We start from the raw sequence: 23,656 nt of genomic DNA on the forward strand, positions 1-23,656 counted from the left end.
CTCGCGTCGAACTTTGGAACGAGTTACTTCTACGCCACATCGGTCACAGACTATGCTTTATAGCGGACTCTCTTATACTTACCACAATGGCATTCCCAGTCACGAGTCGGTCCAAAAATCCGCTCACAAAATAAGCCGTCTCTTTCTGGTTTTAAAGTTCGATAGTTGATGGTTTCAGGTTTTTTGACTTCTCCACTAGACCAGTGTCTGATTAAGTCTGCTGAAGCCAACCCAATCCGCATGCGATCAAAATTATTGACGTCGAGCAACGGTTTCTCTCCCTTCCGGGTCGTCACTAGGGGCATCGTTCATTCTGATGCCCCCTTTTGCTTTGCGATTGTAAAAAGCCAAGACGTGACCTTTAATCATCCAGTTCATCTTCTACTTCTTCAAGCGTGGCTATTACACCCTCATCTTCCTCGTTCTCGTCTCCATCCTCTTCTCCCTCGCCACCTTGTTCTTCTGACGCTTCTGCTTTACTCGGCCCTCTACGCTTCTCTTCACCTTGAATGTCAATTCCTAGCTCTTTGGCCGTTTCTGCTACATCTTCATCAACTTCTTTGATCTCGATCTCTTGTTCGTCTTCTGAAAGAATTTTGACATCGAGTCCAAGGCTTTGTAGTTCTTTTATCAATACTTTGAAGGACTCAGGCACACCAGGCTCAGGGATATTCTCACCTTTTACGATTGCTTCATAAGTTTTAACACGTCCGACGACATCGTCTGATTTAACCGTTAAGATTTCTTGAAGTGTATATGCAGCACCATAGGCCTCGAGAGCCCAGACTTCCATCTCTCCAAAACGTTGACCACCAAACTGGGCTTTACCTCCGAGTGGTTGTTGTGTAACGAGAGAGTATGGACCAGTAGAGCGTGCGTGAATTTTGTCATCTACAAGATGCGCTAGCTTCAAGACATACATATAGCCTACCGTAATCGGGTTATCAAAAGGTTCCCCTGATCTTCCATCATAGAGGACTGTCTTCCCAAGAGGTACACCTGCAATAATGTGGGGATTTTCTTCGTTCGTTTCTTCCCCTGTATAGTGGATCGTTTTGCGTAAGGACTCGGTACGCTTATCAGACATGGCCATCTTTCCGAATTCAGGGATTCCAGCTTTTTTAAGGAATTCAAAGATGTCATCTTCTGTAGCACCATCGAAAACAGGGGTCGCTACATGAATGCCTCTTTTCCCTGTTACTTCTTCTTGTTCTGTTAAGAAGCCTGGATCCATATATTTGGAAGCTAAGCCCAAGTGGCACTCTAGCACCTGTCCAATGTTCATCCGTGAAGGTACACCTAGCGGGTTTAATACAATTTCAACAGGTGTGCCATCGGGTAAGAACGGCATATCTTCTTCGGCCATGATGCGCGAGATAACACCTTTGTTCCCGTGTCGACCGGCCATTTTATCGCCTTCTGAAATCTTTCGTTTCTGAGCGATGTAGACTCGAACGAGTTGGTTGACACCCGGTGGCAACTCATCGCCATTTTCTCTAGAAAAGACTTTAACATCGACGATTTTACCAGCTTCCCCGTGAGGAACACGTAAGGATGTATCTCTTACTTCACGAGCCTTTTCTCCAAATATAGCTCGTAATAGTCGCTCTTCTGCTGTTAGCTCTGTTTCACCCTTGGGTGTAACTTTTCCGACAAGTATATCTCCTGGTCTCACTTCTGCACCGACTCGAATGATCCCGCGATCATCTAGATCTTTGAGAACTTCGTCGCCTACGTTAGGAATGTCACGGGTGATTTCTTCGGGGCCTAGCTTTGTATCCCGAGAATCACATTCATATTCTTCTATGTGAATGGACGTAAAGTAATCTTCTTTAACGAGTTTCTCATTAACCAAGATAGCATCTTCATAGTTGTAACCTTCCCAGGTCATGAAGGCGACTAAGATATTGCGCCCTAAAGCAAGTTCACCTTGATCTGTGGAAGGACCATCAGCAATGATTTCTCCTGCCTTAACACGCTGCCCTTGTCGACAGATCGGCTTTTGATTGATGCAGGTGCCCTGGTTCGATCGTAAAAACTTAAGCAGTTTATGATGTTCTGTCGTACCATCGTCACAGCGGAGTGTAATCTCATCAGCTGTAACTCTTTCAACAACGCCGCTTTGCTTGGCAATAATTACGACACCAGAATCTCGTGCCGCTTTGTATTCCATTCCTGTACCTACAAAAGGCGCATCGGTTCTTAAAAGAGGCACAGCTTGTCGCTGCATGTTGGCGCCCATAAGTGCTCGGTTCGCATCATCGTGTTCTAAGAAAGGAATCAAGGCTGTTGCAATAGAGACAACTTGCTTTGGAGAAACATCCATATAATCAACATGTTCCACTGGCACCACAAGAATTTCGTGACCATGGCGAGCGTTCACCTTGGCTTGTGTAAAGCGACCTTCTTCATCTAAGGGGGCGTTGGCTTGCGCGACAATGTATCTATCTTCTTCATCGGCGGTGAGATAGTCAATTTGTCCTGTAACAACGCCTTTTTCCTTATCAACTTTTCGATAGGGAGTTTCAATGAAACCAAACTCGTTAATGCGAGCAAATGTTGAAAGCGAACCAATCAATCCAATGTTAGGACCTTCTGGTGTTTCAATAGGACACATGCGCCCATAGTGAGAATGGTGAACATCTCGAACTTCAAAGCCTGCCCTTTCTCGAGAGAGACCACCTGGTCCTAATGCAGAAAGGCGACGTTTGTGCGTTAATTCTGCCAGTGGGTTCGTCTGGTCCATAAACTGCGAAAGCTGTGACGAACCAAAGAATTCTTTTATGGCTGCTACAACAGGTCTTATATTGATTAAGACTTGAGGTGTAATTACTTCTACATCTTGAATCGTCATCCGCTCACGAACGACTCTCTCCATACGGGAAAGTCCAATTCTAAATTGATTCTGCAAGAGTTCTCCCACAGAACGGAGGCGTCGGTTGCCAAGATGATCGATATCATCAGGATGGCCTTCGCCTTGCATCAATTTGAGCAGTTGCATTACCGTAGCAATAATGTCTTCTTTGGTGAGATGTCGAATATCTCTATCAACGGAAAGGCCCAATCTTTTATTAACTTTGTAACGGCCCACTTTCGCTAGATCATAACGCTTCGCATCAAAGAAAAGCGTCTCCATTAACGTGCGAGCGCTGTCTACAGTCGGTGGTTCACCTGGCCTTAAGCGTTTGTAAATCTCAACAAGGGCTTCTTCTGTGCTTTCTGTGTTGTCTCGCTCCATCGTAATGCCGATTCTTTCATCGCCATCAAATAGCTCAAGAACTTGTGCATTGTTAGAGTACCCCAATGCACGAACAAGCACCGTGGCAGGAAGCTTTCTTGTTCTATCAATACGAACAAATATGTTGTCATTCGCATCTGTCTCAAACTCTAACCAAGCACCACGATTCGGAATAATGGTAACACCAAAAACTTTTTTACCACTGGGCGGGTCAATTTGTTCACTATAATAAACACCAGGTGATCGAACTAACTGACTGACAATAACTCTCTCGGCTCCATTAATAATAAAGGTGCCTTTTTCCGTCATCAGCGGGAAGTCGCCCATGAAGACTTCCTGCTCTTTCACTTCACCTGTTTCCTTGTTAATTAGACGTACTTTAACTCGTAAAGGTGCGGCATAAGTAACGTCCCGCTCTTTACAGTCTTCAACGTTATATTTCGGTTCCCCCAAGGTATAATCAATAAACTCCAAAATTAAGTTTCCTGTAAAGTCTTGAATGGGTGAGATATCATGAAACATCTCTCGCAAACCCTCTTCAAGAAACCACCGATAGGAGTTCTGCTGGATCTCTATCAGGTTGGGCATGTCCATAACTTCCTGGATGCGGGCAAAACTCCAGCGTTGCCGTGACCCACATTGCACAGGATATACCATCCGTCTTCACCTCTTACTATGTGATGAACAAAAACAAAAGAAACACCAATGAGAGGGTCGTGCCTAGCCATCCTACCCCCTTGCTGCATTGGGTTTCTTTATCTATAACGTAACGGCAAAAGGCTCCCTCCCCGGCGAGTCCTAAAGTATATACCCTTTGGTTCCCCTTCGTGTGATGGTATATTTCCCCATATTCACTCATTTTATACCAGGACCTTTGCTCGTATGAAGTTCTCATTGATACAATAAAAATGAGAACAATCGCAATATGTAATGCTAGCATAGTTGCCCTTCTTTGTCAATAGGTCACAGAGCTTCCATAGAAAAAATAAGAAAAAACAGGGCGTTTTTTCACTGCCCTGTCTTTTCTTATCTTTGATATGCCTGCTTATCCGAACTTACTTAACTTCTACAGTAGCACCTGCATCAGTAAGTTTTGTTTTGATAGCTTCAGCTTCGTCTTTGCTGACTTTCTCTTTAACGGCTTTAGGAGCGTTGTCAACAAGCTCTTTCGCTTCTTTCAGGCCTAGACCTGTGATCTCACGAACAACTTTGATAACGTTTACTTTTTTGTCGCCAGCCGCAGTTAAAACTACGTCAAACTCAGTTTTTTCTTCTGCAGCAGGAGCAGCAGCGCCAGCAGGCATAGCAGCCATAGCAACAGGTGCAGCTGCGCTTACGCCAAACTCTTCTTCAAAAGCTTTAACCAATTCCGCTAACTCAAGAACGGTCAGACCTTTGACCGATTCAATAATTTCAGCAATCTTACTCATGTAAGTAATCCCCCATCAATTTTATTAATTTCTTGTAAGTATTTTCGATTAAGCACTTTCTTTCTGTTTACGCAGATCTTCCAGCGCGTAACCAAGCTTGCGAATGGGTCCTTGAAGTACATTGGCCATGCCAACGAGCGGACCTTGCATACCAGCGAGAACTTGCGCCAAAAGAACTTCTTTTGGTGGCAAGTCAGCAAGAGCTTTCACACCATCAGCATCAATCACTTTGCCGTCTACGACGCCCACTTTGATTGAAAGTGCGATGTTCTTTTTCTCTTTAATAAAGTCAGAGAGAATTTTTGCAGGCGCAACTGGGTCTCCAAAGCTAAAAGCAATGGCTGTAGGACCTTCTAGATAAGGATCGAGTCCTTCAATGCCTACTTCATTGGCTGCAATTCTGGTCAAAGTGTTTTTGCATACTTTGAACTCTACGCCAGCTTCTCTGAACTTACTGCGAAGTTCTGTCGCGTCTTTAACGGTCAGGCCTCTGAAGTCAGCAAACACACAAGATTTCGATTGCTCGAACTTCTCTTTAATCTCAGAAACAACCTGAGCTTTTTGATTAAGGTTTTGCATACGGGTTCTTTCACCCCCCTTTTTTCGAAAAACAAAGAGCCTCTACCGTATTAAACAGCAGAGGCTCACTCAGCACAAAGCAGACGCATGGAAATAAAGAGTGCACTACTCTTTTCTAAATCTATCTCCATTCATCCACCTCGGCAGGCGCTGAAGCCTTAAGCCGTAATCACATACGGCACCTGCTGTCTACAGCGGGGTTCTTCAATTTTAAAAGCATACAATCTATATAATAGCACAGTCGCCGCTTTATGTCAACGACTATCTATTGTTGAACCTGTACAGCATGAGGTTTCAGAGGATTCACAGGAACCCCTGGGCTCATGGTAGAGGATAAGGTGATACTCTTAAGATACTGCCCTTTCGAAGAAGCCGGCTTGGCTTTCAGCAGAGCATCCAATAGAGTCTGGTAATTTTCAGCTAGTTTCTGCTCTTCGAAGGAAGCTTTCCCAATGGGTGCGTGAATAATACCTGTTTTATCAACACGATACTCAATCTTACCAGCTTTAACTTCCTGTACGGCACGAGCAACGTCAAAGGTAACGGTGCCTGTTTTGGGGTTGGGCATAAGTCCTTTAGGACCTAATAGGCGACCCAACTTACCGACAGTCCCCATCATATCCGGCGTAGCGACGGCAACGTCAAAGTTAAACCATCCACCTTGAATCTTTTGAACGAGATCATCAGCACCAACGTAATCAGCGCCTGCTGCTTCTGCTTCTTTCACTTTTTCGCCCTTGGCAAATACAATAACGCGTTGTGTCTTACCGATACCATGAGGCAAAACAACAGCGCCACGAATCATTTGATCAGCATGACGGGGATCAACGCCCAGTCGAAAAGCGACTTCGACAGTTTCATCAAATTTGGCTGTGGCCATTTTTTTGACCAGTTCTACAGCCTCATTGACTTCCAATGGCTCATCTTTATTAATGAGCTTTGCATTTTCTTGGTATTTTTTACCTTGCTTTGGCATGTTTATCCTCCTTGTGGTTTTTACGGAAGCATCCGCTTCCTCCCACGCAATGAAATATCCTAACTTACGCTTCTACGATTTCAATGCCCATGCTTCGAGCAGTGCCTTCAATCATGCGCATGGCTGCTTCTACGCTTGCTGCATTAAGATCTTTCATTTTCATTTCTGCAATTTCTTGCACTTTTGCACGACTTACTTTGCCGACTTTTTTGGTATTCGGCGTGCCGGAAGCCGTCTCAATGCCTGCTGCTTTTTTCAAAAGAACTGCAGCAGGAGGTGTCTTGGTTACAAATGTAAAAGAACGATCTTCATAAATCGTAATCTCAACTGGAATGACCAAGCCTGCTTGAGCTGCTGTCGCTTCGTTGTACTGCTTACAGAAAGCCATAATGTTGACACCATGCTGACCCAGTGCAGGACCAACTGGAGGTGCCGGATTCGCTTTACCTGCAGGACATTGCAATTTGACTACAGCAACGACTTTTTTTGCCACGGTGTATGCCACCTCCTTGCCATAGTGTAGTGCAAACAGACTTCGCCATTGCAAACCCAAAAAAGAATTATGGCTTACGACATTTTCTCAACTTGGGAGAAGTCAAGTTCTACCGGTGTTTCTCGTCCAAACATGGATACCATTACTTTGAGTTTGCCTTTCTCAGGCTGGATCTCTTCTATGATACCAATGAAGTTCTCGAAAGGACCGGAAGTAACTCGTACGTTTTGCTTTAGCTCAAAGTCGTGTTTGGCACGGGCTTCATCAATGCCCATTGTCTTGAGAATGTAGCTTACTTCTCCTGGTTGTAAAGGAACAGGTTTGGCACCGGTGCCTACAAAACCAGTTACGCCTGGTGTATTGCGCACGACATACCAAGAGTCGTCCGTCATGACCATCTCAACAAGAACATATCCGGGAAAAACTTTACGCTTGGTAACTTTCCTTTTCCCATTCTTGACTTCGACTTCATCTTCCATGGGGACCATGATTCTGAAAATCTTATCGCCCATGTTCATCGACTCGACACGACGTTCCAGGTTCGCCTTGACCTTATTCTCATATCCAGAATAGGTGTGAATTACATACCATTGTTTTTCCATGATTACCCAATCAACATCCGTAAAACTCGACCAATTGCCTCATCAACTAAGAATATCATGAAGCCAACGATTGCAACAGCAGCGACAACAACACCGCTGTAGGTGATCACCTCTTGCCTTGTGGGCCAGTGAACTTTTTTCAATTCACTTGCTACACCACGAGCAAAACCTTGTGCTCGTCCCATTCTTCCTGCAGAAGGAGCTTTGGCTTCAGATTTCTTGGCTGCTTCTTTGGCCGGGGCGGACTTTACCGTGCTATCTTTCTTTTTTTCTTCGCCCACTGGCATTCCCTTCCTTAGCGATCCTGACCGGAAAGGCTTCATTGATGCCCAAAAACTCGCTACTTGGTCTCTTTGTGGACCGTCTGAGTCTTGCACCAACGGCAGTACTTCTTCATTTCTAAACGGTCTGGATCATTTTTTTTGTTCTTATTGGTCGTATAATTTCGACGCTTGCACTCTGTGCAGGCCAAGGTTACACCTACGCGCACGTCCACACCTCCCATGTTCCATTGACAAAACCACCCTACAGGGTGGTCCGATTTTGCCCATTACCTTCACTACTTTAGCATAAGCAAATCGGGAAGTCAACAACGTCCCCGGGTGGTTTGTAAAGTTTCCTTATGCAAGCGAAGATGATAGGTTCAGTTTACCCCTACATAAGGAAGTTTATCCATTTTTGTTCTATCAAAACAGTTGCAATTATCCTTTACCAGTCGATGCATCTTTCGCCAAGGTCCTAACGTCGCGGCTGCCCTTCTCTTTTGCGCCGTTCGATGCATTCATGCGTTCTTCATCACGATTCTCTAAGTATTTCTCTAGCTTCCTTTTTACTCGTTGCAAAGCATTGTCAATCGACTTTACGTGACGCTTTAGTTCGATTGCAATCTCTTGATAGGATTTTCCTTCTAAGTACGACATGAGCACTTTCCACTCTAGAGAGCTCAAGATCTCGCCCATCTTTTCTTCAATATCGTCAAACTCTTCTCTGCTTATGATCAATTCTTCTGGGTCTGTAATCTTCGTACCCGAAATTACATCAAGAAGAGTTCGATCAGAGTCTTCGTCATAAATAGGTTTGTTCAGTGACACGTAAGAGTTAAGCGGTATATGTTTTTGGCGAGTAGCTGTCTTAATGGCTGTAATGATCTGGCGTGTGATGCAAAGCTCAGCAAAAGCTCTAAAAGACGATAACTTATCACCCCGAAAGTCTCGGATGGCCTTGTAAAGACCGATCATGCCTTCCTGGATAATATCTTCGCGATCAGCACCGATCAAAAAGTAAGAACGTGCTTTTGCTCTTACAAAGTTCTTATACTTGTTGATAAGATACTCCAGCGCATCTTCGTCGCCCTCTTTTGCTCGTTCTACAATTTCTTCATCCATGAGCTGTTCTAGATCGTCCAGAAATTCTCTCTGGGCATTCACACTCACGCCTATCGCCCCCACCACAAGAGTTTCCCCACAAAAATATGCCCGATCCGTGTGAAGCCTCAAAGCTAAACGCCTGTCAGGTTCAGGCGGGTTGTCCTCAGAATAACATCATTATACCTGAATCTCTTTTTCACAGTCAAGGCTAGACATTGTAGCCATTGCAAAGTGTCTCTTAATTTTACCATTTTTCTCTACGCATTCGTTCTAATCTCCGTCGAATATCTTCACTTAATCTTCCATCCAGGTGGTTTTCTTCTACGGGAGGGCGGTAATGTTTTTTTCTATCTTTGGATGCTACTTTCACTTGGTGATATAGTTCCCTAACAGTGACTCTGCAGGCACCTCGCCCCAATGCCATCGATTGTTCCACTGCATCTCCCGTAGCAACCCAAACATTTCTACGGCTTGCATACCGACCGAGAAGCCTTTCAATATACCTGTCTGCTGTTTCGTCTTCTTTGGTGTAAACGACTTTGAGACCAGATACTTTTTCAATCCTCTCTAACCCACCTTTTACCAGGTGGGCATCAAAGACGATAAGGACTTCAAGACCTTGTAAAGCTCCATATTCAGCCAGTAAATCTATCAGCTTTTCTCTAGCATGCTCAAAGCTTTGCCCTTTCAGCTCTATTAGATCTGGCCAGGCATTGAGCACGTTGTAACCATCAACGATGAGAATGTCTTGCATCGGTAAGTTCACTCTGCAAAGCCTGACTTCCCTGGTGAATTCGCATTCTTTCGTACATCAACAAGGCGCCTGCTACGGAGGCATTTAAAGATTGTACTTTCCCGTTCATAGGAATGGTCACGAGAAAATCGCACTTGCTCTGTAGTAGCCGCGATATGCCTTTTCCTTCACTACCAACGATAAGACCTAAGGGTCCACTAAAATCTTGTTGGTAATAAGGTTTTTCTCCCTCTACAACACTTCCAATCATCCAGAGACCTTCTTTTTTCAGCTCTTCTACAGCCATGACTAAGTTGGTAACTCTAGCAATAAGCATATGCTCGGTAGCTCCAGCTGCGGCTTTCGCTACTGTACTCGTAATGCCCACACCTCTTCGCTTAGGCAAAATGACACCATGAACACCGGCGCATTCTGCTGTACGCAAAAGAGCTCCTACATTATGGGGATCTTCTAAGCCGTCTAGAATCAATACAAAGGGAGCTTCTCCTTTGGCTCTGGCTTGATCTAGTATTTCAGAAATGTCGACATACGAAATAGAAGCAACGTAAGCCATTACACCTTGGTGGTTTCGTGTATCGGCTTGTATATCAAGAGCATTGCGATCCACTTCTATAATTGGTATGGACTGTTCTTTCGCAAGGGCTACAATTTCACGAATCGAACCCTCTCGTGCCCCTTTGGCAATGATAAGTTTGTTGATAGAACGATTTCCTTTTAGGGCTTCTAGGACAGGTTGACGACCTACAAGTAGATCTTCTCTTTGCTCTTGCTCCTGCTTCGATGACTGTGACAAACGAGGTGAACGAGGCGAGTTTGTCGAACGCTTTTTTCCTTTCATCATAGACTACTGCGCTCCATTTCTGTTTTTCTTTATTTTTGCCATTAAACCCGTCAATTGACCCTTAGAAAAAGCCAGTCCAAGTATATTGTATGGCGTCTACACTATTTAGTTCTATACATGCTTCTTAGCTTTTAGAGCTATTCGTCAGAAACATTTCTCTCACTTTTAACTGTTGACCACAGGAAAGTTTTCCTTCTCTACAGGTACCGTGTACACAAGTCGGAAGGGACTTCTCGTAAAGTACATTTGATAATGTACGCAAAATATTAAGTTTTTTTATCGCTAACTCTCTTATCTCCCATTGAGCATTCATGCAAGTCCTATCTGCCAACATAGAAATATCCATTCTCGCATTGGTTGAGATAATTAGCTTTATTTGATCGCAATTTAATAGAAAAGAAAATGCTTTTTCATAGCCTTCTTCATTCGCGATTTCTGCTCGAAATTCCTTAATCTCATCTACCAGTTCTACAAACTCCTGATAAAACTTCGAATTGACAATACTTTCGGGGATTTTCACCTTCCTTTCTTTTTCTTGTATCAGTATTGAAAAGTCTTCTCGATGATTTTGTGAAAGCCTATGCCTTAGCTGTTGATGATACGTTACAAGACTACACATCATACCAAAAGTTGTTCTCGCCTGCTCTGCTATGCTTTCATGTCCATAACCTAGTACCCTCTCAACTACACCTCTCGCTTTTTGAGGAGCACCTGGACCCCAAAGAGCTATTTGTTGTGAAGGTGTTCCTTTTAAGGTGCTTGCTAAAGCACCGAGACCTACTTTCATCTCAATATCACGAAAGTGGTTTAGAAGAACAACGCCACTGAGATCGTTGATTTTATCCAGGTCTTCCTTGTAGAAACTTTCTACTATAGTGCGGTTATATTCGTTATCCTTCCCTTGGGGTAATAACATTATCAGATTCGCAGGAAGCCGTAATAGTAGTTCCTCTCGTAATTCTTTGAAGATTGTTGCGTATTTTTTATCATTGATCAGGCAAAAAAGATCTACTATCTTATCACCAGACATAGCTACACATAGGTTCGTAAAGGTAGATAAGGGCAATATATACCTTGCATCTTCAATAGGAATTCCGTAGAGATAATTCTCAACTCTTGGTCTTCCTCTAAAAGAGCTATCTTTTAATTGGGTCATTCTCTCATACAGTTGAAATGCTCTCGTGGTCAAATCAAGAGCTTGGTTATTTTTTGCACTATCGTTAAGTTTAGGGAGGCTATAAGAGTTTATGTTCATTGTAACATATCTTTGACTTTGTTGTACGTAGGAATCTTTAAGCTCACATAGTAATGTACTTTGAATCCGATTAATACCCTCAAGTACAAAAGAAATGTTTACAGTTTTTAAAATGTGCTTCAATGACGACTCGTCAATATTTACTATTTGGTTGCCTTCAATCCATCGAGCCACCTTCTCCAAACCCGTTGATTCGAAATTAGATATTTTCAATAGTAGTCCTCCCGCCTATAAAGCACTTTGGATATTTTCTCCAAGTATAGTTGGGTTATCCCCGCTATTTACTTTTTTCTTGAGAAACTTATTTTCTTGTTCAAGTCCTTGTCATGTCAATATGCTTAAAAAGAAGACGGAAGAGATAGCACTATGTCGCATATCTCTTCTTCGTCTTAAAAAACTATTCCTTTTGCTGTTCCATGTATCTAAAACCTTTGTAGCAATATATAACATTCATGGTACTTCTTTGACTACTTTACTCTATAATGTCGTCAGTTTAACAATCAACTGAAACTTCTTTCTTCGTTGCATGGCCGCTTCTTGCATCTAACCAGCTCTTCAGATAAGGTTCGAGAAGCATCAATCGCTCTGGGCTTTGTAAAGACCAGTATCCAACGAGACATTCAAAACCTGTAGCAAGTCGGTACGTTTGTACGTCTGTCGATTTGGGGCACTTCCCAGAGTCAGCATTTCTGCCTCGGCGAACCCATTCGAGCTCTTCTTCATCCAATTGTCCTTCTAACCAGCGAAGAAGTTGCAATTGTGCTGGCGCTTTTACAAGCTCTACAGCCAGTCGATGCAGCTTTTGCACTTTCAATATACCTGATTGAATCAAAAATTTCCTTACCTGCAGCTCGTAAACAGCATCACCCAGATAAGCAAGGGCAAGAGGCGAAGGCAGTTCTGCAGGCCTACGCTTTATTACGCTCTCGGTCATTTTTTCTTCCAACGCGTTCCTTGGGCAGTATCTTCGATTAGGATGCCCAACTGATCTAAACCTTGACGAATCTGATCGGCTGTTGCCCAATCTTTCTTTTTTCTTGCTTCTGCACGGATGGCGATGATAAGTTGCAACAATCCATCAACGACGCCTTCTTGGTCTTCATTCTTCACTGATTCAAACTGCAAGCCAAAGACAGTTGTGAAACTATCAAAGGTTTCTTTGACTTCTTGCAGCAATGCGCGGACTTCTGCACTGGTAAAAGAAATGTTCTGATGTAATAAACTATTCGTTTCACGAGCGAGATCGAAGAGGAGAGAAAGCGCAAGGGCCGTGTTAAAGTCATCGTTCATTGCTTCATAGAAGCCATCTTTTGTTTTTTGTAGCTGCTCTTTGAGAGCATGAATTTGCGGTAAAGACTCGCTTTCAACAGGTTCTTTCTCTAACTTTTGATCCAACTTCTCTTGTAGCAGTTGTCTGCTTGTGCGCAAACGTTCTAAGCCTTTCCGAGCTGCTTCTAGCTTGCTATCATCGAAATCTAAGGGACTTCGGTAATGCGTCGAAAGAAGGTAAAATCGAATGACTTCTCCTGAAAATTTCTCTAGAATCTGTCGTAGCGTAAAAAAGTTCCCGAGTGACTTCGACATTTTTTCTTGATTAATTGTTATAAAGCCATTGTGAATCCAATATTTAGCCATCGGTCCAGAGCCTATGCAAGCTTCTGATTGGGCAATTTCGTTTTCGTGATGAGGAAAGATAAGATCTTGTCCTCCACCATGAATATCAAATTGTTCACCTAAGTATTTTAAGGCCATGGCAGAGCACTCAATATGCCATCCTGGTCGTCCCGGCCCCCAGGGACTATCCCAGGCTGGCTCTCCTTTTTTAGCTGCTTTCCAGAGGGCAAAGTCCATGGCATGTTTTTTTCGGTTATCTACTTCTACTCGAGCTCCGGCTTGTAAGTCTTCCAGGGTTCGCCCTGATAAGCGACCATAGCTTTCAAAAGCGGGAATGTGAAAGTAGACATCGCCATCCACTTCGTAAGCATGACCGCCTTGAATCAGCTTTTCTATCATTTCGATAATTTCTGGTAAGTGATCGCTCACTTTCGGATGTTTGCTCGCCTTTTTAATGTTAAGGGCACTTGCATCTTTGTAGTATTCTTCGATAAAGCGAGCGGAAAGAACCAAGGGATCTTCTCCCAGCTCTTTCGCGCGATTGATAATTTTGTCATCTACGTCAGTAAAGTTTTGAATATAGGTAACTTCATAGCCTATAAACTCTAAATATCGACGTATTGTATCAAATACAACAAAGGGTCTGGCGTTTCCTAGATGAATATAATCATAGGTTGTCGGTCCGCAAACATAAATACGCACTTGCCCTGCTTTATACGGAACAAACGTCTCTTTTTTCTGATGTAGACTGTTGTATACTCTGAGACTCACTTTCTTTACCCTCCAGTTCCACAATCCGTTCTTCTAACTGGGTGATCTTGCGTTGTAAGCATAAGATCATCTCAGCCATTGGATCGGGCAGTTTATGATGCTCTAAGTCTATTTTACCCAATATCTGGTCTCGAACGCTGACGCCATCTTGAACAACAATGCGACCTGGTACACCGACAACAGTGCAGTTAGGCGGCACATCTTTTAATACAACCGATCCTGCCCCGATTTTTACATTGTCGCCAATGGTGATAGAGCCTAACACTTTGGCACCAGAAGAAACAACTACGTTACTGCCTACTGTGGGGTGTCTTTTTCCCTTCTCTTTCCCTGTTCCCCCCAAGGTTACACCTTGGTAGAGCGTAACGTTGTCCCCCACTTCGGCTGTTTCTCCAATGACGACAGCTGACCCATGATCGATAAAAACACCTTCTCCTATCTTTGCACCGGGGTGAATCTCAATGCCTGTTAAAAATCGATTCACCTGTGATAAAAACCTTGCTGTTACAGCCCAGTTGTTTCTATAAAGACGATGGGCCAGTCGGTGGATCAGCAAAGCATGAAAACCAGGATAACAGAGAATGACTTCCCATGTGGACTTGACAGCCGGATCTCTTTCATAAATCACCTTTATATCTTTGCGAATACGCGCCAGCATGTCGGTCCGCCTCCTTAATTTTGTCGCTCCTTGTTATGTGGTAATAAAAAAAAGATCTAGGCCTCTGTAGGTACAGAGGCGAAGATCTTTCGCGGTTCCACTCTGCTTGGCATGAATCACGCCATCTCATCAGGCTTGTAACGGAGCCTACTCCGACCAGGTCTAACAATGCAATCAACCTGGTAACTCCCGGGTGCACACTTCTTATCGCATTGCCGCAGTCGCTTCCAGCCATGGCGACTTTCTCTGGTAGGGTCGTGCTATAAGAATCTCCCGTTCCTCGCCTTTTTGACTCACTTGTATCTAGTGTCTTTGCTGTTTATCTGTATTATAAATATCTCTATAGAGCCCTGTCAAAGGGTTATTTAGATGGACAAAGAGAGTCCAGCTTGTGCTGTAGTCTGACGAAGCCGATTGCGGACGCCTTCTTTGCCAAGAAGGGCAATCAAGTAGGGAAGATCAGGGCCTTGTTGTTGTCCTGATAAAGCCACTCGCAAAGGCATAAAAAGGGCTTTCCCTGATATTTTCGTTTCTTTGTTCACTTCTTTTAGCATTTTTTTGATCGCAGCAGGTTCCATGTCTCTGTCTTCTTCCAGCTTCGCAAGAAAACTTTCTAGCAGTCGCGGTACCTGTTCTTCTTGCAAGATCTTTTTGGCTTCTTCATTTTCTAGGGTCACTGTTTCTGCAAAAAAGAGAGCGCCGTAATCTTGAACTTGTCCTACATAGGCAAGCTTCTCTTGCAGAGCTTCCATCATCATGGTTACTTTCCTATGATCATCTTCCGTAAGCTCTACTGGAATATAGCCCGCCTCTTGTAAGTAAGGGAGAGCCATCTTGACAAGTCGGTCCACAGGGGTCTTGCGAATATAGAGACCGTTTAACCAGTTCAGCTTGTCTAAATCGAATACGGCTGGATTTTTCGCAACTCTATCTAAAGAAAATTGACGAACCAGCTCTTCGAGAGGGAAGATTTCTTCTTCTCCTTCTGGTGACCATCCTAATAAAACAAGAAAGTTGATCAAGGCTTCCGGCAAATAACCTTGAGAGCGATAGGCCACCACAGAAGTAGAGCCATGACGCTTACTCATCTTTGAGCGATCTTTGCCAAGAATCAGTGAAACATGAGCAAAGCGAGGTTCTTTTAACTGTAAGGCTCGATAGATCAGCAGTTGACGGGGCGTATTCGATAAATGCTCTTCGCCACGGATAACATGGGTAATCTCCATGGAAGCATCGTCTATTACAACGGCATAATTGTAAGTGGGAATGCCATCTGATTTTACGATGACATAGTCTCCGATTCCAGCACAGTCAAAGGATACATGACCGCGGACAAGATCGTCGACAGCGATTGTCCCTTGTTCAGGAACGCGGAAGCGAATGACTGCTTTTCGTCCTTCTTCTACGTACTCTTGTTCTTTTTCTTTTTGCAAGGTGCGGCACTTTCCACTGTAGCGAGGCAGTTCTCCTTTGGCTAGAAAGGCTTGTCGCTCTGCTTCAAGTTCTTCTTCAGAACAATAACAACGATAGGCGTGACCTTGTGCTAACAGCTGCTCCACGCCTTTTTGATAGCTTTCTAGGCGCTCTGTTTGGCGATAGGGCCCATGATCGCCTCCCATTTCTATGCCTTCGTCCCAATGAATCCCCAACCAACGAAGCGATTCTAAGATGTTTTGTTCACTTTCTTTGTTTGAGCGTTCTAAGTCAGTATCTTCTATGCGCACGATAAATTGTCCACCATAACGTCGCGCCAGAAGGTAGTTAAAAAGTGCGGAACGAGCGCCTCCTATATGCAAAGGACCTGTCGGACTGGGAGCAAAACGAACACGAATTGGCTCTGTCATTTTTTGAAACTCCTTTTAGTATAGCATAGCTTGATGTTAGGCCTTCCACGAGTGGCTCTGGCTTATCGATTCTGCAATAAAACAGTAGCATAGGCAGCCATGCCCTCACCGGTTCCGGCAAAACCTAGGCCTTCTGTTGTTGTTGCTTTAATATTGACTTGCCCTTCTTTGATACCTAAGGCTTCACTGATATTTTTCACCATCTCAGCAATATAAGGCGCTAATTTAGGCCTTTGGGCAACAACTGTCGCATCAATATTTTGAATTTGCCATTGCTCTTTTTCTACAATCTGAGCAACCTTTTGAAGTAATAGCAAACTAGAGATCCCTTTATAAGTTTCGTCACTGTCAGGGAAGTGTCGACCGATATCGCCGAGACCGGCGGCACCTAAGATAGCGTCTTTAATGGCATGTAAAAGCACATCGGCATCAGAGTGACCAAGAAGGCCTTTTTCGTAGGGAATGTGAACACCACCTAAGATAAGGTCTCGTCCTGCTACAAGTCGGTGTACATCATAGCCTAAGCCTACCCGGTTTTCTTTGCTTATTCGTCTATCTGCACCTACCAGGTCATGACGTTTTTGTAATATTGCTTCTGCAATAAGTAAATCTTCCGGTGTGGTGATTTTAATATTTTCATAGTCTCCTAGCGCCAAAAAAACGCTATGACCTGCCCATTCCATTACCATGGCATCATCGGTTGGTATAACTTCGCTTGTATTTTTTATTTCTTCTAGCTTCTTATACGCTTGTACGAGTTCAGGGTAGGAAAAAATCTGTGGCGTCTGTATCGCATAGAGGCCCTTTCGATCAGGCGTTCGCGTGACAACACCTTCTGAGGAGGCTTCTTTGATTGTATCTTTTACAGGTACCGATGCTACTGCAGAGCCTTTCAGTTTCGCCTTTTCTATGCATCGAGCTATTAAGGACGGCGTGAAAAGGGGCCGCGCCCCATCGTGCACGGCCACCCATTGATATCCTTTTCCTTCGAGAGCCTCTAAGCCTCGTTGCACAGAATCAATTCGTTCAGAGCCGCCTTCAACAAGTTCTACACGGTTTGCCCATCCATTGCCGTCGATCAGGCCTTGGAGGTAAGCTAAATCGTCTTTGTGAGCGACTAGGACAATTGAACCAATCTCTTGACCTACTTGTATAAAACCTTCTAAAGTCCAAGCGATTATAGGCTTTAAATAGAGAGGAAGCAATACTTTGTTCTTATTGGCCCCCATCCTCTTTCCCTGTCCAGCGGCAACAATTATGACCGCCGTAGCCTCATTAGACAATCGCATTCACCTCACTGAGTGTAGCTGTTTGTGTTGGCACTTCTTTTTTGCCGTCACCTGATTTGGGTTTGGCAAATATCATTCTCCCTGCCGCTGTTTGTAAAACAGAAGTCACGAGTACACTGATTGTCTGTCCCATAAAACGACGGCCGCCATCGACGACAATCATCGTTCCGTCGTCAAGATAAGCAACGCCCTGCCCCGTCTCTTTACCATCTTTAATGACTTGTACCGTCATCTCTTCACCTGGTAATACGACAGGCTTTAAAGCGTTCGCCAACTCATTAATATTGAGTACTTTTACGCCTTGCAGCTCAGCAACTTTGTTCAAGTTGTAGTCATTGGTAATAATTTGACCGCCTAGTTCTTGACATAGACGAACAAGCTTAGAGTCTACTTCAGAAAGATCGTCATAATCTCGTTGGTCAATTTCAACGTTCACATCGAGTTCTTTTCGTATCTTGTTCAACACATCTAGTCCGCGACGACCTCGATTCCTTTTTAATAAATCAGATGAGTCGGCAATGTGCTGCAGCTCTTCTAAAACAAAAGCCGGTATAACCAGCGTCCCATCTAGAAATCCACTTTTGCAGATGTCTGCAATCCGACCATCAATAATGACACTGGTATCTAAAACTTTGTAACAAGAATCGGGCTTTTTTTCTCGCTGCTGTGTCTGAAAACGTTCTTTTGCTGCACCGAATTTTGGGATTACATTAATGTAGCCTTGAATCTCTTCTCTTTTCTTAACACCGAGTCTCATGCCTACATACCCTAGAACAAGGGATACGGCTACTGATAGATACGTTCCAAACCAAGGAAGACCAGATACAGAAGCATCAAGAAGGTTGGCAATAATTAAGCCAACAATAAGTCCAATTGCACCGCCCACAAGCTCTTGAATCGGCGTGTGTTGTAGTTTGTGTTCCATCCAAGCTGTCATGATCATAAACCGCTCCATCACTTGAGGCGCAATTAAATACCCTATGAGTCCAAAAACAAGTGTTAAAAAGGCAAGTAAGGCATGCTTTGCCAAATAACCCATATAGTCATTAAATAGATTCAATTCAAAAATAAGATAATAAACAAATGAAGAACCTGCTGCCAATGTGAAAATTGAGATTAGGAACCGCATTACGTTACGCATTATTACTTCACCTCCTTTTGCAATATTTTTACTTGTTCCTAACCCTATTATACTTTATAAGCCTATACAGTGGCAAGGAGATGACTACTTTTGCCAATCTTGCTCAATTTATGATATTTAGTTTTTTATGTTAAGCAAAAAGATCTGATAGCATATCTTCCACTTGTTCCGGCCTATCGTCTTGCAGAAGCACAAGTTCGCTGATTAGAATTTGCCGGGCGCTTTCTAGTAGCTTTTTCTCGCCTGTTGATAAGCCTTTTTCTTGATCTCTTCGCACAAGATTGCGAACGACTTCAGCAACGGCAAAGATGTCGCCGCTTTTCATTTTATCTAGATTGGTTCGATACCTTCGATGCCAGTTACCTGAAAGAGAAGATTTTTTTTCTTGTAATATTTTTATGATTTTGTTGATATCTTCTTTGTTTGCGATTTGTCGTAAACCGATTTCCTCGACATTGGTAAGGGGAATCATGATACGCATGTTGCCAACCGATAGACGCATGACATAATAGTGACGTTTTTCTCCGAGTACTTCTCTTTCTTCGATCGCCTCAATTACACCAGCACCGTGCATGGGATAAACTACCTTGTCACCAATTGAAAACACAGCCTGCACTCCTTTCAAGGTCTAAAAAACGTTGTTACAGAGAGCCTTAAAGCCTTTATCCAAAAAAAACCTTAGGGGCTTTTTTCGTTAAAATAGATTTCCCACGGCCTCGTCGAATTGACAATCACTGGTCCACGTCTATATAATAGGGTCAAATATCCGGTTGGGAAAGGACGGGAGCATTGGAGCATGAAAGACTTGGCCTGCCAACAGTTTCAGGATGCGGTGGCTGAATTTTTGATACGTCATCAAAGTATTCTGGACATCTTATCCAAGTCTCAGGAATCCAATGCCCGGGTTAACCGGGCGGTGGTAAAAGCCGTTACAGATTGTGGATGCATTCAAATCAAAGCGGAAAAAAAAGAGATACCGCCAGAGGCTACTCTAGCTGATCTCAAAAATCTTCTGAGCAACCACATGGATGGAGAGTTATGTCCAAATTGCCGTGATATTATTGAAAGAGAAATTGGAAAATCGCTTTTTTATCTAACGGCCTTATGCCACAGTATGGATATCAATCTGTACGATGCTTTAAAACGGGAACATGATAAAGTTTCCACCTTAAGAATATTCAACTTCACGTAACTTCATGACATGGAAGTGCGGTCGACAACTGTCGACCGCTTTTTGTTTTTATGTCAAGGAGGCATAACTTATAGCCCTTCGTACAAACTTTAAATGTCTTACTTTATGACCTAGGAACCAGGAAAGGAGTCGTCCCGAATTTGCAACCTCCATCTTCAACTTATCAAAACCAGGGCGGACTCTCTACAATCGGACAGCCAGCAGCAATGTCCTGGTATCCTGCTTATAACCCTTTTTTTTGGCAGCAAAGTGGCTCTACAGCATCGACAGGACCGGGTACAGAAGAACAAGGAAGTTCTGCCATGGGTGACCAGCAGTCGCAGTCACAGTCACAGTCGTCTTCTAACTATTTCATGCCTTCTTCTCCTCAGTTTTTCTCTGCTGGCTTTTTGCCGCCACAGTCATTAACAGATAAAGATCTTCTTTTCCTTACAGAAATGCTTTTTTTTCAATTAAATGCTGCAAAGAAATGTTACCATTTTAGCCAGCAATGCTCAGATCAACAAATACGAGATCTTCTAGACAAAGCTGGGCAAATGCATCAACGACACTACAAGCTACTTCTTCAGCAGTTTCAGTTTGGTAACATGCCTTCAAATATGATGCCGTAGGGGGAATCTTCTTTGACAGGAGCGATGAAGCTGCGCAAAGCTTCTAGCAATGATTCACAAGGTCAAAAAGGGAAACAAAATAAGAAGGGGCAACAAAACCCCTCCTCTTCTCAAAATGCCTCTGGGAATAAAGGCAATTCTCAAAATAGCAATACCGATTTTACGGATCGAGATCGCCTTTTTGATGTTATGGTCACTGAAAAAAATATGAGTTCACTTTGCAATCGAGTCGCTTTAGAAACAGGCAATGATAATGTCTATCGTACGCTCATGATTTGTTTGAATGAAACACAAGCTTGCCAGCGCGAGTTTTTTCACTTTGCGCTGCAAAAAGGCTGGTACCATTTACGTCCTGCCGATCCGTTGCAGATGCAGCAGCTCTATCAACAGTATCAGTCTTATACGCTGCAATTTCCTTATGGCCAGCAAAGCCAGAATAACTCTTCTTCCGATGGCAAGCAGTCGTGATTATACATCTCGGTCAAGCAATACTTGCTCTCGAAGGCGGCGCAATCCTTCTTTAATGGCTCGAGCGCGCACTTCGCCGATGCCTTCGACTTCATCAAGCTCTTCTACTGAAGCAGACATGATATTTTGAAGTCCTCCAAAAGTTTCTACTACATTATGAACAACCTGGCGAGGTAGTCTGGGAACTTTTTCTAATATTCGATAGCCCCTTGCTGAGACTGACATGTCTAAAACACCGATATTGGTACCGTAACCAAGGGTTTTGGCGATCGCTACCAGATCAGGAATGTCATTGCTAATATGGCGGATTTCTTCTCTAACTTGGAGCACTGACCGTTCTTGTATGGTTAAGTAATCTTCTATGACAGTATAAGCTTGTTCTTCCACATTATCGGTCAATTCTGTTAATTGCATCGTTACAAGACGGCCTTCTTTGCCGAGTTCAATGATATATTGATCCATTTCATAGACCATGCGAGTAAACATTTCTATACGTTGTAGAATTTTCGTTACATCGAAAACAGTAACTAAGTCTTCAAATTCTAAGGCTGTTAAATTGGTCAATGCTTTATCAATTACCACTTTATACTTTTCTAAAGTTTGGAGTCCTTGGTTTGCTTTTGATAATATTGTGGCAATATCACGCAGAGTATACTTGATTGTTCCTTGATAGATGGTGATTACACCACGCCGTTGTGATATAGAGATAACCATTTCGCCAGTCTGCCTTGCCACTCTCTCTGCTGTACGATGCCGAATGCCTGTTTCTTCAGAGGGAATGGATGGTTCTGGAACAAGCTGTGTGTTGGCATAGAGAATCCTCTGTCCATCGTGACTTAATATGATAGAACCATCCATTTTGGCGAGTTCATAGAGTGATGCCGGTGTATAGGGACAGTTGATCAGAAAGCCTCCTTCTACGAGCTCTAAAACTTGAGGGCTATCGCCAATTACGATTAGTGCACCTGTTTTGGCTTTCATAATGTTCTCTAGACCTTCTCGTAGTGGGCTACCGGGCGCCAGGCTTCGAAGGCACGTAAAAATTTTTCTTCGGCTTCCTTGACCATCTTTATCCTCCCAATGCAACTGACAGGGCTTCTTCTACTTTTTCTACCCCGATAATTTCAATCTCTACGTCTCCTTTCAAGTATTTCCTATTTTGGCCAGGGCAAATACAACGACGGAAGCCTAGTTTGGAGGCTTCTCGAATTCTTTTTTCTAGGTGACCGACTGCACGTACTTCACCCGTTAAGCCAACTTCACCGATTAAGACCGTTTCTGGATCTGTCATTTGGTTGCGACTGCTCGAAGCAATGGCTGCTACGATGGCCAGATCAACGGCTGGTTCGACAATTTTGAGTCCACCAGCCACATTTACATAAATGTCTTGTTGCCCCAGATGAAGACCGATTTTTTTGTCTAAAACAGCCGCTAACAATACCGTTCTCTGGTAGTCTAATCCTGTAGCAACGCGACGAGCAGGCCCAAATAGGGTCGGTGTAACAAGGGCTTGCACTTCAACCAAGAGAGGCCTTGTGCCTTCCATTGAAGGTACAACGACAGAACCAGGTGCCCCTTGACTTCTTTCGGCCAGAAAAAAAGCAGATGGATTGGAAACTTCCACCATACCCTGACCTAACATTTCAAAGACGCCTAGTTCATTGGTGGACCCAAATCGATTTTTTACACTTCGTAAAATGCGATAAGGATAGTTTCTTTCTCCCTCAAGGTACAACACTGTATCTACCATGTGCTCAAGAACCCTTGGCCCAGCGATGGCACCTTCTTTGGTAACATGACCGACTAGCGTAATGGCTACGGGTAAATCTTTTGCCAAACGCAGTAGCTGTCCGGAGCATTCCCTCACTTGTGCTACATTCCCTGGCGCTGATCCGATTTCATTCCAGTATAATGTTTGAATGGAATCAATAATGACCCATTGCGGTTCTATGTTCTTAATTATTTCTAGAATTGTTTCTATATTCGTTTCAGCCAACAAATAGAGATTTACATTCTTCACTTGAAGGCGCTGCGCCCTCATTTTGATCTGTTGCACCGATTCCTCACCAGAAACATAGAGAACTTTGCTTCGATTGGCTACCTGAGCGGCACTTTGAAGAAGTATGGTCGATTTTCCGATACCCGGATCGCCCGATAAAAGGGTTAGCGAACCGTTGACGAGACCACCTCCTAAGACGCGATCGAGTTCTTGAATCCCTGTTGAAAATCTTGATTCATCACCATCGACCGCTTCATCAATATGAATGGGCTTGGAGATACCTTGCGTGCCGAAACGACTTGTTAGCGAGGAAGCGCTTTCATTTTTAGCAACTTTTTCTTCAACTAGACTGTTCCAAGCGCCGCATCCATTACAGCGGCCCATCCATTTCAGCGACTCTTGTCCACATTGATTACAAAAAAAACGGCTTTTTCCTTTAGCCACTTTCACTCTCACCTTTACTAATTTTTTGATTCACAAGCATTATAACATAGGTAAAAGGAAACCATTTTTAGAAAGCATTAAAAAGGGCCT

General features: G+C 43.5%; 24 protein-coding genes, 1 pseudogene and 2 other annotated features. Of the genes and pseudogenes, 3 read left to right on the forward strand and 22 right to left on the reverse strand.

All coding sequences use genetic code 11. From position 1 onward, the window contains the following. Positions 1-50: 50 nt before the first annotated feature. The 20 genes and pseudogenes from FTV88_RS16260 to FTV88_RS14320 all read right to left on the reverse strand — a co-directional run bounded on the left by FTV88_RS16260 (position 51) and on the right by FTV88_RS14320 (position 19,459). On the reverse strand, positions 51-305 hold the full coding sequence (locus FTV88_RS16260) for a hypothetical protein (RefSeq protein WP_438266901.1): 255 nt from the start codon (positions 303-305) through the stop codon (positions 51-53). Between the two features lie 56 nt (positions 306-361). After that, positions 362-3,895 carry a DNA-directed RNA polymerase subunit beta gene (gene rpoB, locus FTV88_RS14230; protein WP_153726225.1) on the reverse strand — a complete coding sequence of 1,178 codons (3,534 nt, stop codon included), beginning with the start codon at positions 3,893-3,895 and terminating at the stop codon, positions 362-364. A 398-nt stretch (positions 3,896-4,293) separates the two neighbouring features. Further along, positions 4,294-4,668 (reverse strand): 50S ribosomal protein L7/L12, encoded by a 375-nt coding sequence (gene rplL, locus FTV88_RS14235; RefSeq protein WP_153726226.1) that lies wholly within the window; start codon positions 4,666-4,668, stop codon positions 4,294-4,296. A 48-nt stretch (positions 4,669-4,716) separates the two neighbouring features. Next, positions 4,717-5,247 carry a 50S ribosomal protein L10 gene (rplJ, locus tag FTV88_RS14240; RefSeq protein ID WP_153726227.1) on the reverse strand — a complete coding sequence of 177 codons (531 nt, stop codon included), beginning with the start codon at positions 5,245-5,247 and terminating at the stop codon, positions 4,717-4,719. Between the two features lie 23 nt (positions 5,248-5,270). Next, positions 5,271-5,460: a sequence feature (ribosomal protein L10 leader region), on the reverse strand. Between the two features lie 52 nt (positions 5,461-5,512). Further along, complete coding sequence (gene rplA, locus FTV88_RS14245) at positions 5,513-6,223, reverse strand: 50S ribosomal protein L1 (RefSeq protein ID WP_153726228.1); 711 nt, start codon at positions 6,221-6,223, stop codon at positions 5,513-5,515. Positions 6,224-6,287: 64 nt separating this feature from the next. Next, positions 6,288-6,716, reverse strand: a complete 429-nt coding sequence (gene rplK, locus FTV88_RS14250) for a 50S ribosomal protein L11 (RefSeq protein ID WP_153726229.1) — start codon at positions 6,714-6,716, stop codon at positions 6,288-6,290. Positions 6,717-6,790: 74 nt separating this feature from the next. Further along, the gene (gene nusG / locus FTV88_RS14255) at positions 6,791-7,318 is read right to left on the reverse strand and encodes a transcription termination/antitermination protein NusG (protein WP_153726230.1); all 528 of its coding nucleotides are present in this window, start codon (positions 7,316-7,318) and stop codon (positions 6,791-6,793) included. 2 nt (positions 7,319-7,320) lie between these two features. Beyond that, positions 7,321-7,599: a preprotein translocase subunit SecE gene (gene secE, locus FTV88_RS14260; protein ID WP_243137178.1), complete on the reverse strand. Its 279-nt coding sequence runs from the start codon at positions 7,597-7,599 to the stop codon at positions 7,321-7,323. A gap of 59 nt (positions 7,600-7,658) precedes the next feature. Further along, positions 7,659-7,808, reverse strand: coding sequence for a 50S ribosomal protein L33 (rpmG, locus tag FTV88_RS14265; protein ID WP_151621529.1), 150 nt, complete (start codon positions 7,806-7,808; stop codon positions 7,659-7,661). Between the two features lie 211 nt (positions 7,809-8,019). Beyond that, positions 8,020-8,751 carry an RNA polymerase sporulation sigma factor SigH gene (sigH, locus tag FTV88_RS14270; RefSeq protein ID WP_243137180.1) on the reverse strand — a complete coding sequence of 244 codons (732 nt, stop codon included), beginning with the start codon at positions 8,749-8,751 and terminating at the stop codon, positions 8,020-8,022. Positions 8,752-8,929: 178 nt separating this feature from the next. Further along, positions 8,930-9,439: an NYN domain-containing protein gene (locus FTV88_RS14275; protein WP_153726673.1), complete on the reverse strand. Its 510-nt coding sequence runs from the start codon at positions 9,437-9,439 to the stop codon at positions 8,930-8,932. Then, entirely contained in the window at positions 9,417-10,280 is an 864-nt protein-coding gene (rlmB, locus tag FTV88_RS14280; protein ID WP_243137182.1) for a 23S rRNA (guanosine(2251)-2'-O)-methyltransferase RlmB, read from the reverse strand. The genes FTV88_RS14275 and rlmB overlap by 23 nt, the downstream gene beginning before the upstream one ends. Before the next feature lie 124 nt (positions 10,281-10,404). After that, positions 10,405-11,748: an FAD-dependent thymidylate synthase gene (locus tag FTV88_RS14285; RefSeq protein ID WP_153726231.1), complete on the reverse strand. Its 1,344-nt coding sequence runs from the start codon at positions 11,746-11,748 to the stop codon at positions 10,405-10,407. A gap of 280 nt (positions 11,749-12,028) precedes the next feature. Further along, positions 12,029-12,469 carry a Mini-ribonuclease 3 gene (locus FTV88_RS14290; protein WP_153726232.1) on the reverse strand — a complete coding sequence of 147 codons (441 nt, stop codon included), beginning with the start codon at positions 12,467-12,469 and terminating at the stop codon, positions 12,029-12,031. Continuing rightward, entirely contained in the window at positions 12,466-13,920 is a 1,455-nt protein-coding gene (cysS, locus tag FTV88_RS14295; RefSeq protein ID WP_153726233.1) for a cysteine--tRNA ligase, read from the reverse strand. The genes FTV88_RS14290 and cysS overlap by 4 nt, the downstream gene beginning before the upstream one ends. After that, positions 13,862-14,584: pseudogene (gene cysE, locus FTV88_RS14300) on the reverse strand (serine O-acetyltransferase); the annotation flags it as partial. The gene cysS and the pseudogene cysE, both read right to left, overlap by 59 nt. Positions 14,585-14,649: 65 nt before the next feature. Continuing rightward, positions 14,650-14,868 (reverse strand) — a binding site (T-box leader). A 75-nt stretch (positions 14,869-14,943) separates the two neighbouring features. Then, positions 14,944-16,422: a glutamate--tRNA ligase gene (gene gltX / locus FTV88_RS14305; RefSeq protein ID WP_153726235.1), complete on the reverse strand. Its 1,479-nt coding sequence runs from the start codon at positions 16,420-16,422 to the stop codon at positions 14,944-14,946. Between the two features lie 62 nt (positions 16,423-16,484). After that, a complete protein-coding gene (gene ispD, locus FTV88_RS14310; protein ID WP_243137184.1) occupies positions 16,485-17,705 on the reverse strand; it encodes a 2-C-methyl-D-erythritol 4-phosphate cytidylyltransferase in 1,221 nt (406 codons plus the stop codon). Then, positions 17,698-18,855 carry a PIN/TRAM domain-containing protein gene (locus FTV88_RS14315; RefSeq protein WP_243137539.1) on the reverse strand — a complete coding sequence of 386 codons (1,158 nt, stop codon included), beginning with the start codon at positions 18,853-18,855 and terminating at the stop codon, positions 17,698-17,700. The genes ispD and FTV88_RS14315 overlap by 8 nt, the downstream gene beginning before the upstream one ends. Before the next feature lie 127 nt (positions 18,856-18,982). Further along, positions 18,983-19,459 (reverse strand): CarD family transcriptional regulator, encoded by a 477-nt coding sequence (locus tag FTV88_RS14320; protein ID WP_153726238.1) that lies wholly within the window; start codon positions 19,457-19,459, stop codon positions 18,983-18,985. Between the two features lie 189 nt (positions 19,460-19,648). Here FTV88_RS14320 and FTV88_RS14325 point away from each other — a divergent pair, with 189 nt between their 5' ends. From FTV88_RS14325 to FTV88_RS14335, 3 genes are all read left to right on the forward strand, one after another. Further along, positions 19,649-20,044: a nucleoside triphosphate pyrophosphohydrolase family protein gene (locus tag FTV88_RS14325; protein ID WP_153726239.1), complete on the forward strand. Its 396-nt coding sequence runs from the start codon at positions 19,649-19,651 to the stop codon at positions 20,042-20,044. A 140-nt stretch (positions 20,045-20,184) separates the two neighbouring features. Further along, complete coding sequence (locus FTV88_RS15695) at positions 20,185-20,655, forward strand: hypothetical protein (protein ID WP_207707884.1); 471 nt, start codon at positions 20,185-20,187, stop codon at positions 20,653-20,655. Positions 20,656-20,667: 12 nt separating this feature from the next. After that, positions 20,668-21,123, forward strand: a complete 456-nt coding sequence (locus FTV88_RS14335) for a spore coat protein (protein ID WP_153726240.1) — start codon at positions 20,668-20,670, stop codon at positions 21,121-21,123. On the opposite strand, the gene disA is transcribed toward FTV88_RS14335, so the two are convergent. Both disA and radA read right to left on the reverse strand, forming a co-directional pair. Further along, positions 21,124-22,209, reverse strand: coding sequence for a DNA integrity scanning diadenylate cyclase DisA (disA, locus tag FTV88_RS14340; protein WP_368277385.1), 1,086 nt, complete (start codon positions 22,207-22,209; stop codon positions 21,124-21,126). Continuing rightward, on the reverse strand, positions 22,193-23,566 hold the full coding sequence (gene radA, locus FTV88_RS14345; protein WP_153726241.1) for a DNA repair protein RadA: 1,374 nt from the start codon (positions 23,564-23,566) through the stop codon (positions 22,193-22,195). Before radA ends, disA begins: the two co-directional genes overlap by 17 nt. Between the last annotated feature and the right edge of the window lie 90 nt (positions 23,567-23,656).

The organism is Heliorestis convoluta (assembly GCF_009649955.1).
GTDB lineage: Bacteria > Bacillota > Desulfitobacteriia > Heliobacteriales > Heliobacteriaceae > Heliorestis > Heliorestis convoluta.

What these genes read in the sequence shown, in the direction of transcription:
- rpoB (WP_153726225.1), bottom strand. Translation starts at nt 3,895, where the DNA reads ATGGTATATCCTGTGCAATGTGGGTCACGGCAACGCTGGAGTTTTGCC.
- gltX (WP_153726235.1), bottom strand. Translation starts at nt 16,422, where the DNA reads ATGACAGAGCCAATTCGTGTTCGTTTTGCTCCCAGTCCGACAGGTCCT.
- rplJ (WP_153726227.1), bottom strand. Translation starts at nt 5,247, where the DNA reads ATGCAAAACCTTAATCAAAAAGCTCAGGTTGTTTCTGAGATTAAAGAG.
- rplA (WP_153726228.1), bottom strand. Translation starts at nt 6,223, where the DNA reads ATGCCAAAGCAAGGTAAAAAATACCAAGAAAATGCAAAGCTCATTAAT.
- FTV88_RS14325 (WP_153726239.1), top strand. Translation starts at nt 19,649, where the DNA reads ATGAAAGACTTGGCCTGCCAACAGTTTCAGGATGCGGTGGCTGAATTT.
- FTV88_RS16260 (WP_438266901.1), bottom strand. Translation starts at nt 305, where the DNA reads ATGCCCCTAGTGACGACCCGGAAGGGAGAGAAACCGTTGCTCGACGTC.
- rlmB (WP_243137182.1), bottom strand. Translation starts at nt 10,280, where the DNA reads ATGATGAAAGGAAAAAAGCGTTCGACAAACTCGCCTCGTTCACCTCGT.
- nusG (WP_153726230.1), bottom strand. Translation starts at nt 7,318, where the DNA reads ATGGAAAAACAATGGTATGTAATTCACACCTATTCTGGATATGAGAAT.
- FTV88_RS14275 (WP_153726673.1), bottom strand. Translation starts at nt 9,439, where the DNA reads ATGCAAGACATTCTCATCGTTGATGGTTACAACGTGCTCAATGCCTGG.
- FTV88_RS14290 (WP_153726232.1), bottom strand. Translation starts at nt 12,469, where the DNA reads ATGACCGAGAGCGTAATAAAGCGTAGGCCTGCAGAACTGCCTTCGCCT.
- rplL (WP_153726226.1), bottom strand. Translation starts at nt 4,668, where the DNA reads ATGAGTAAGATTGCTGAAATTATTGAATCGGTCAAAGGTCTGACCGTT.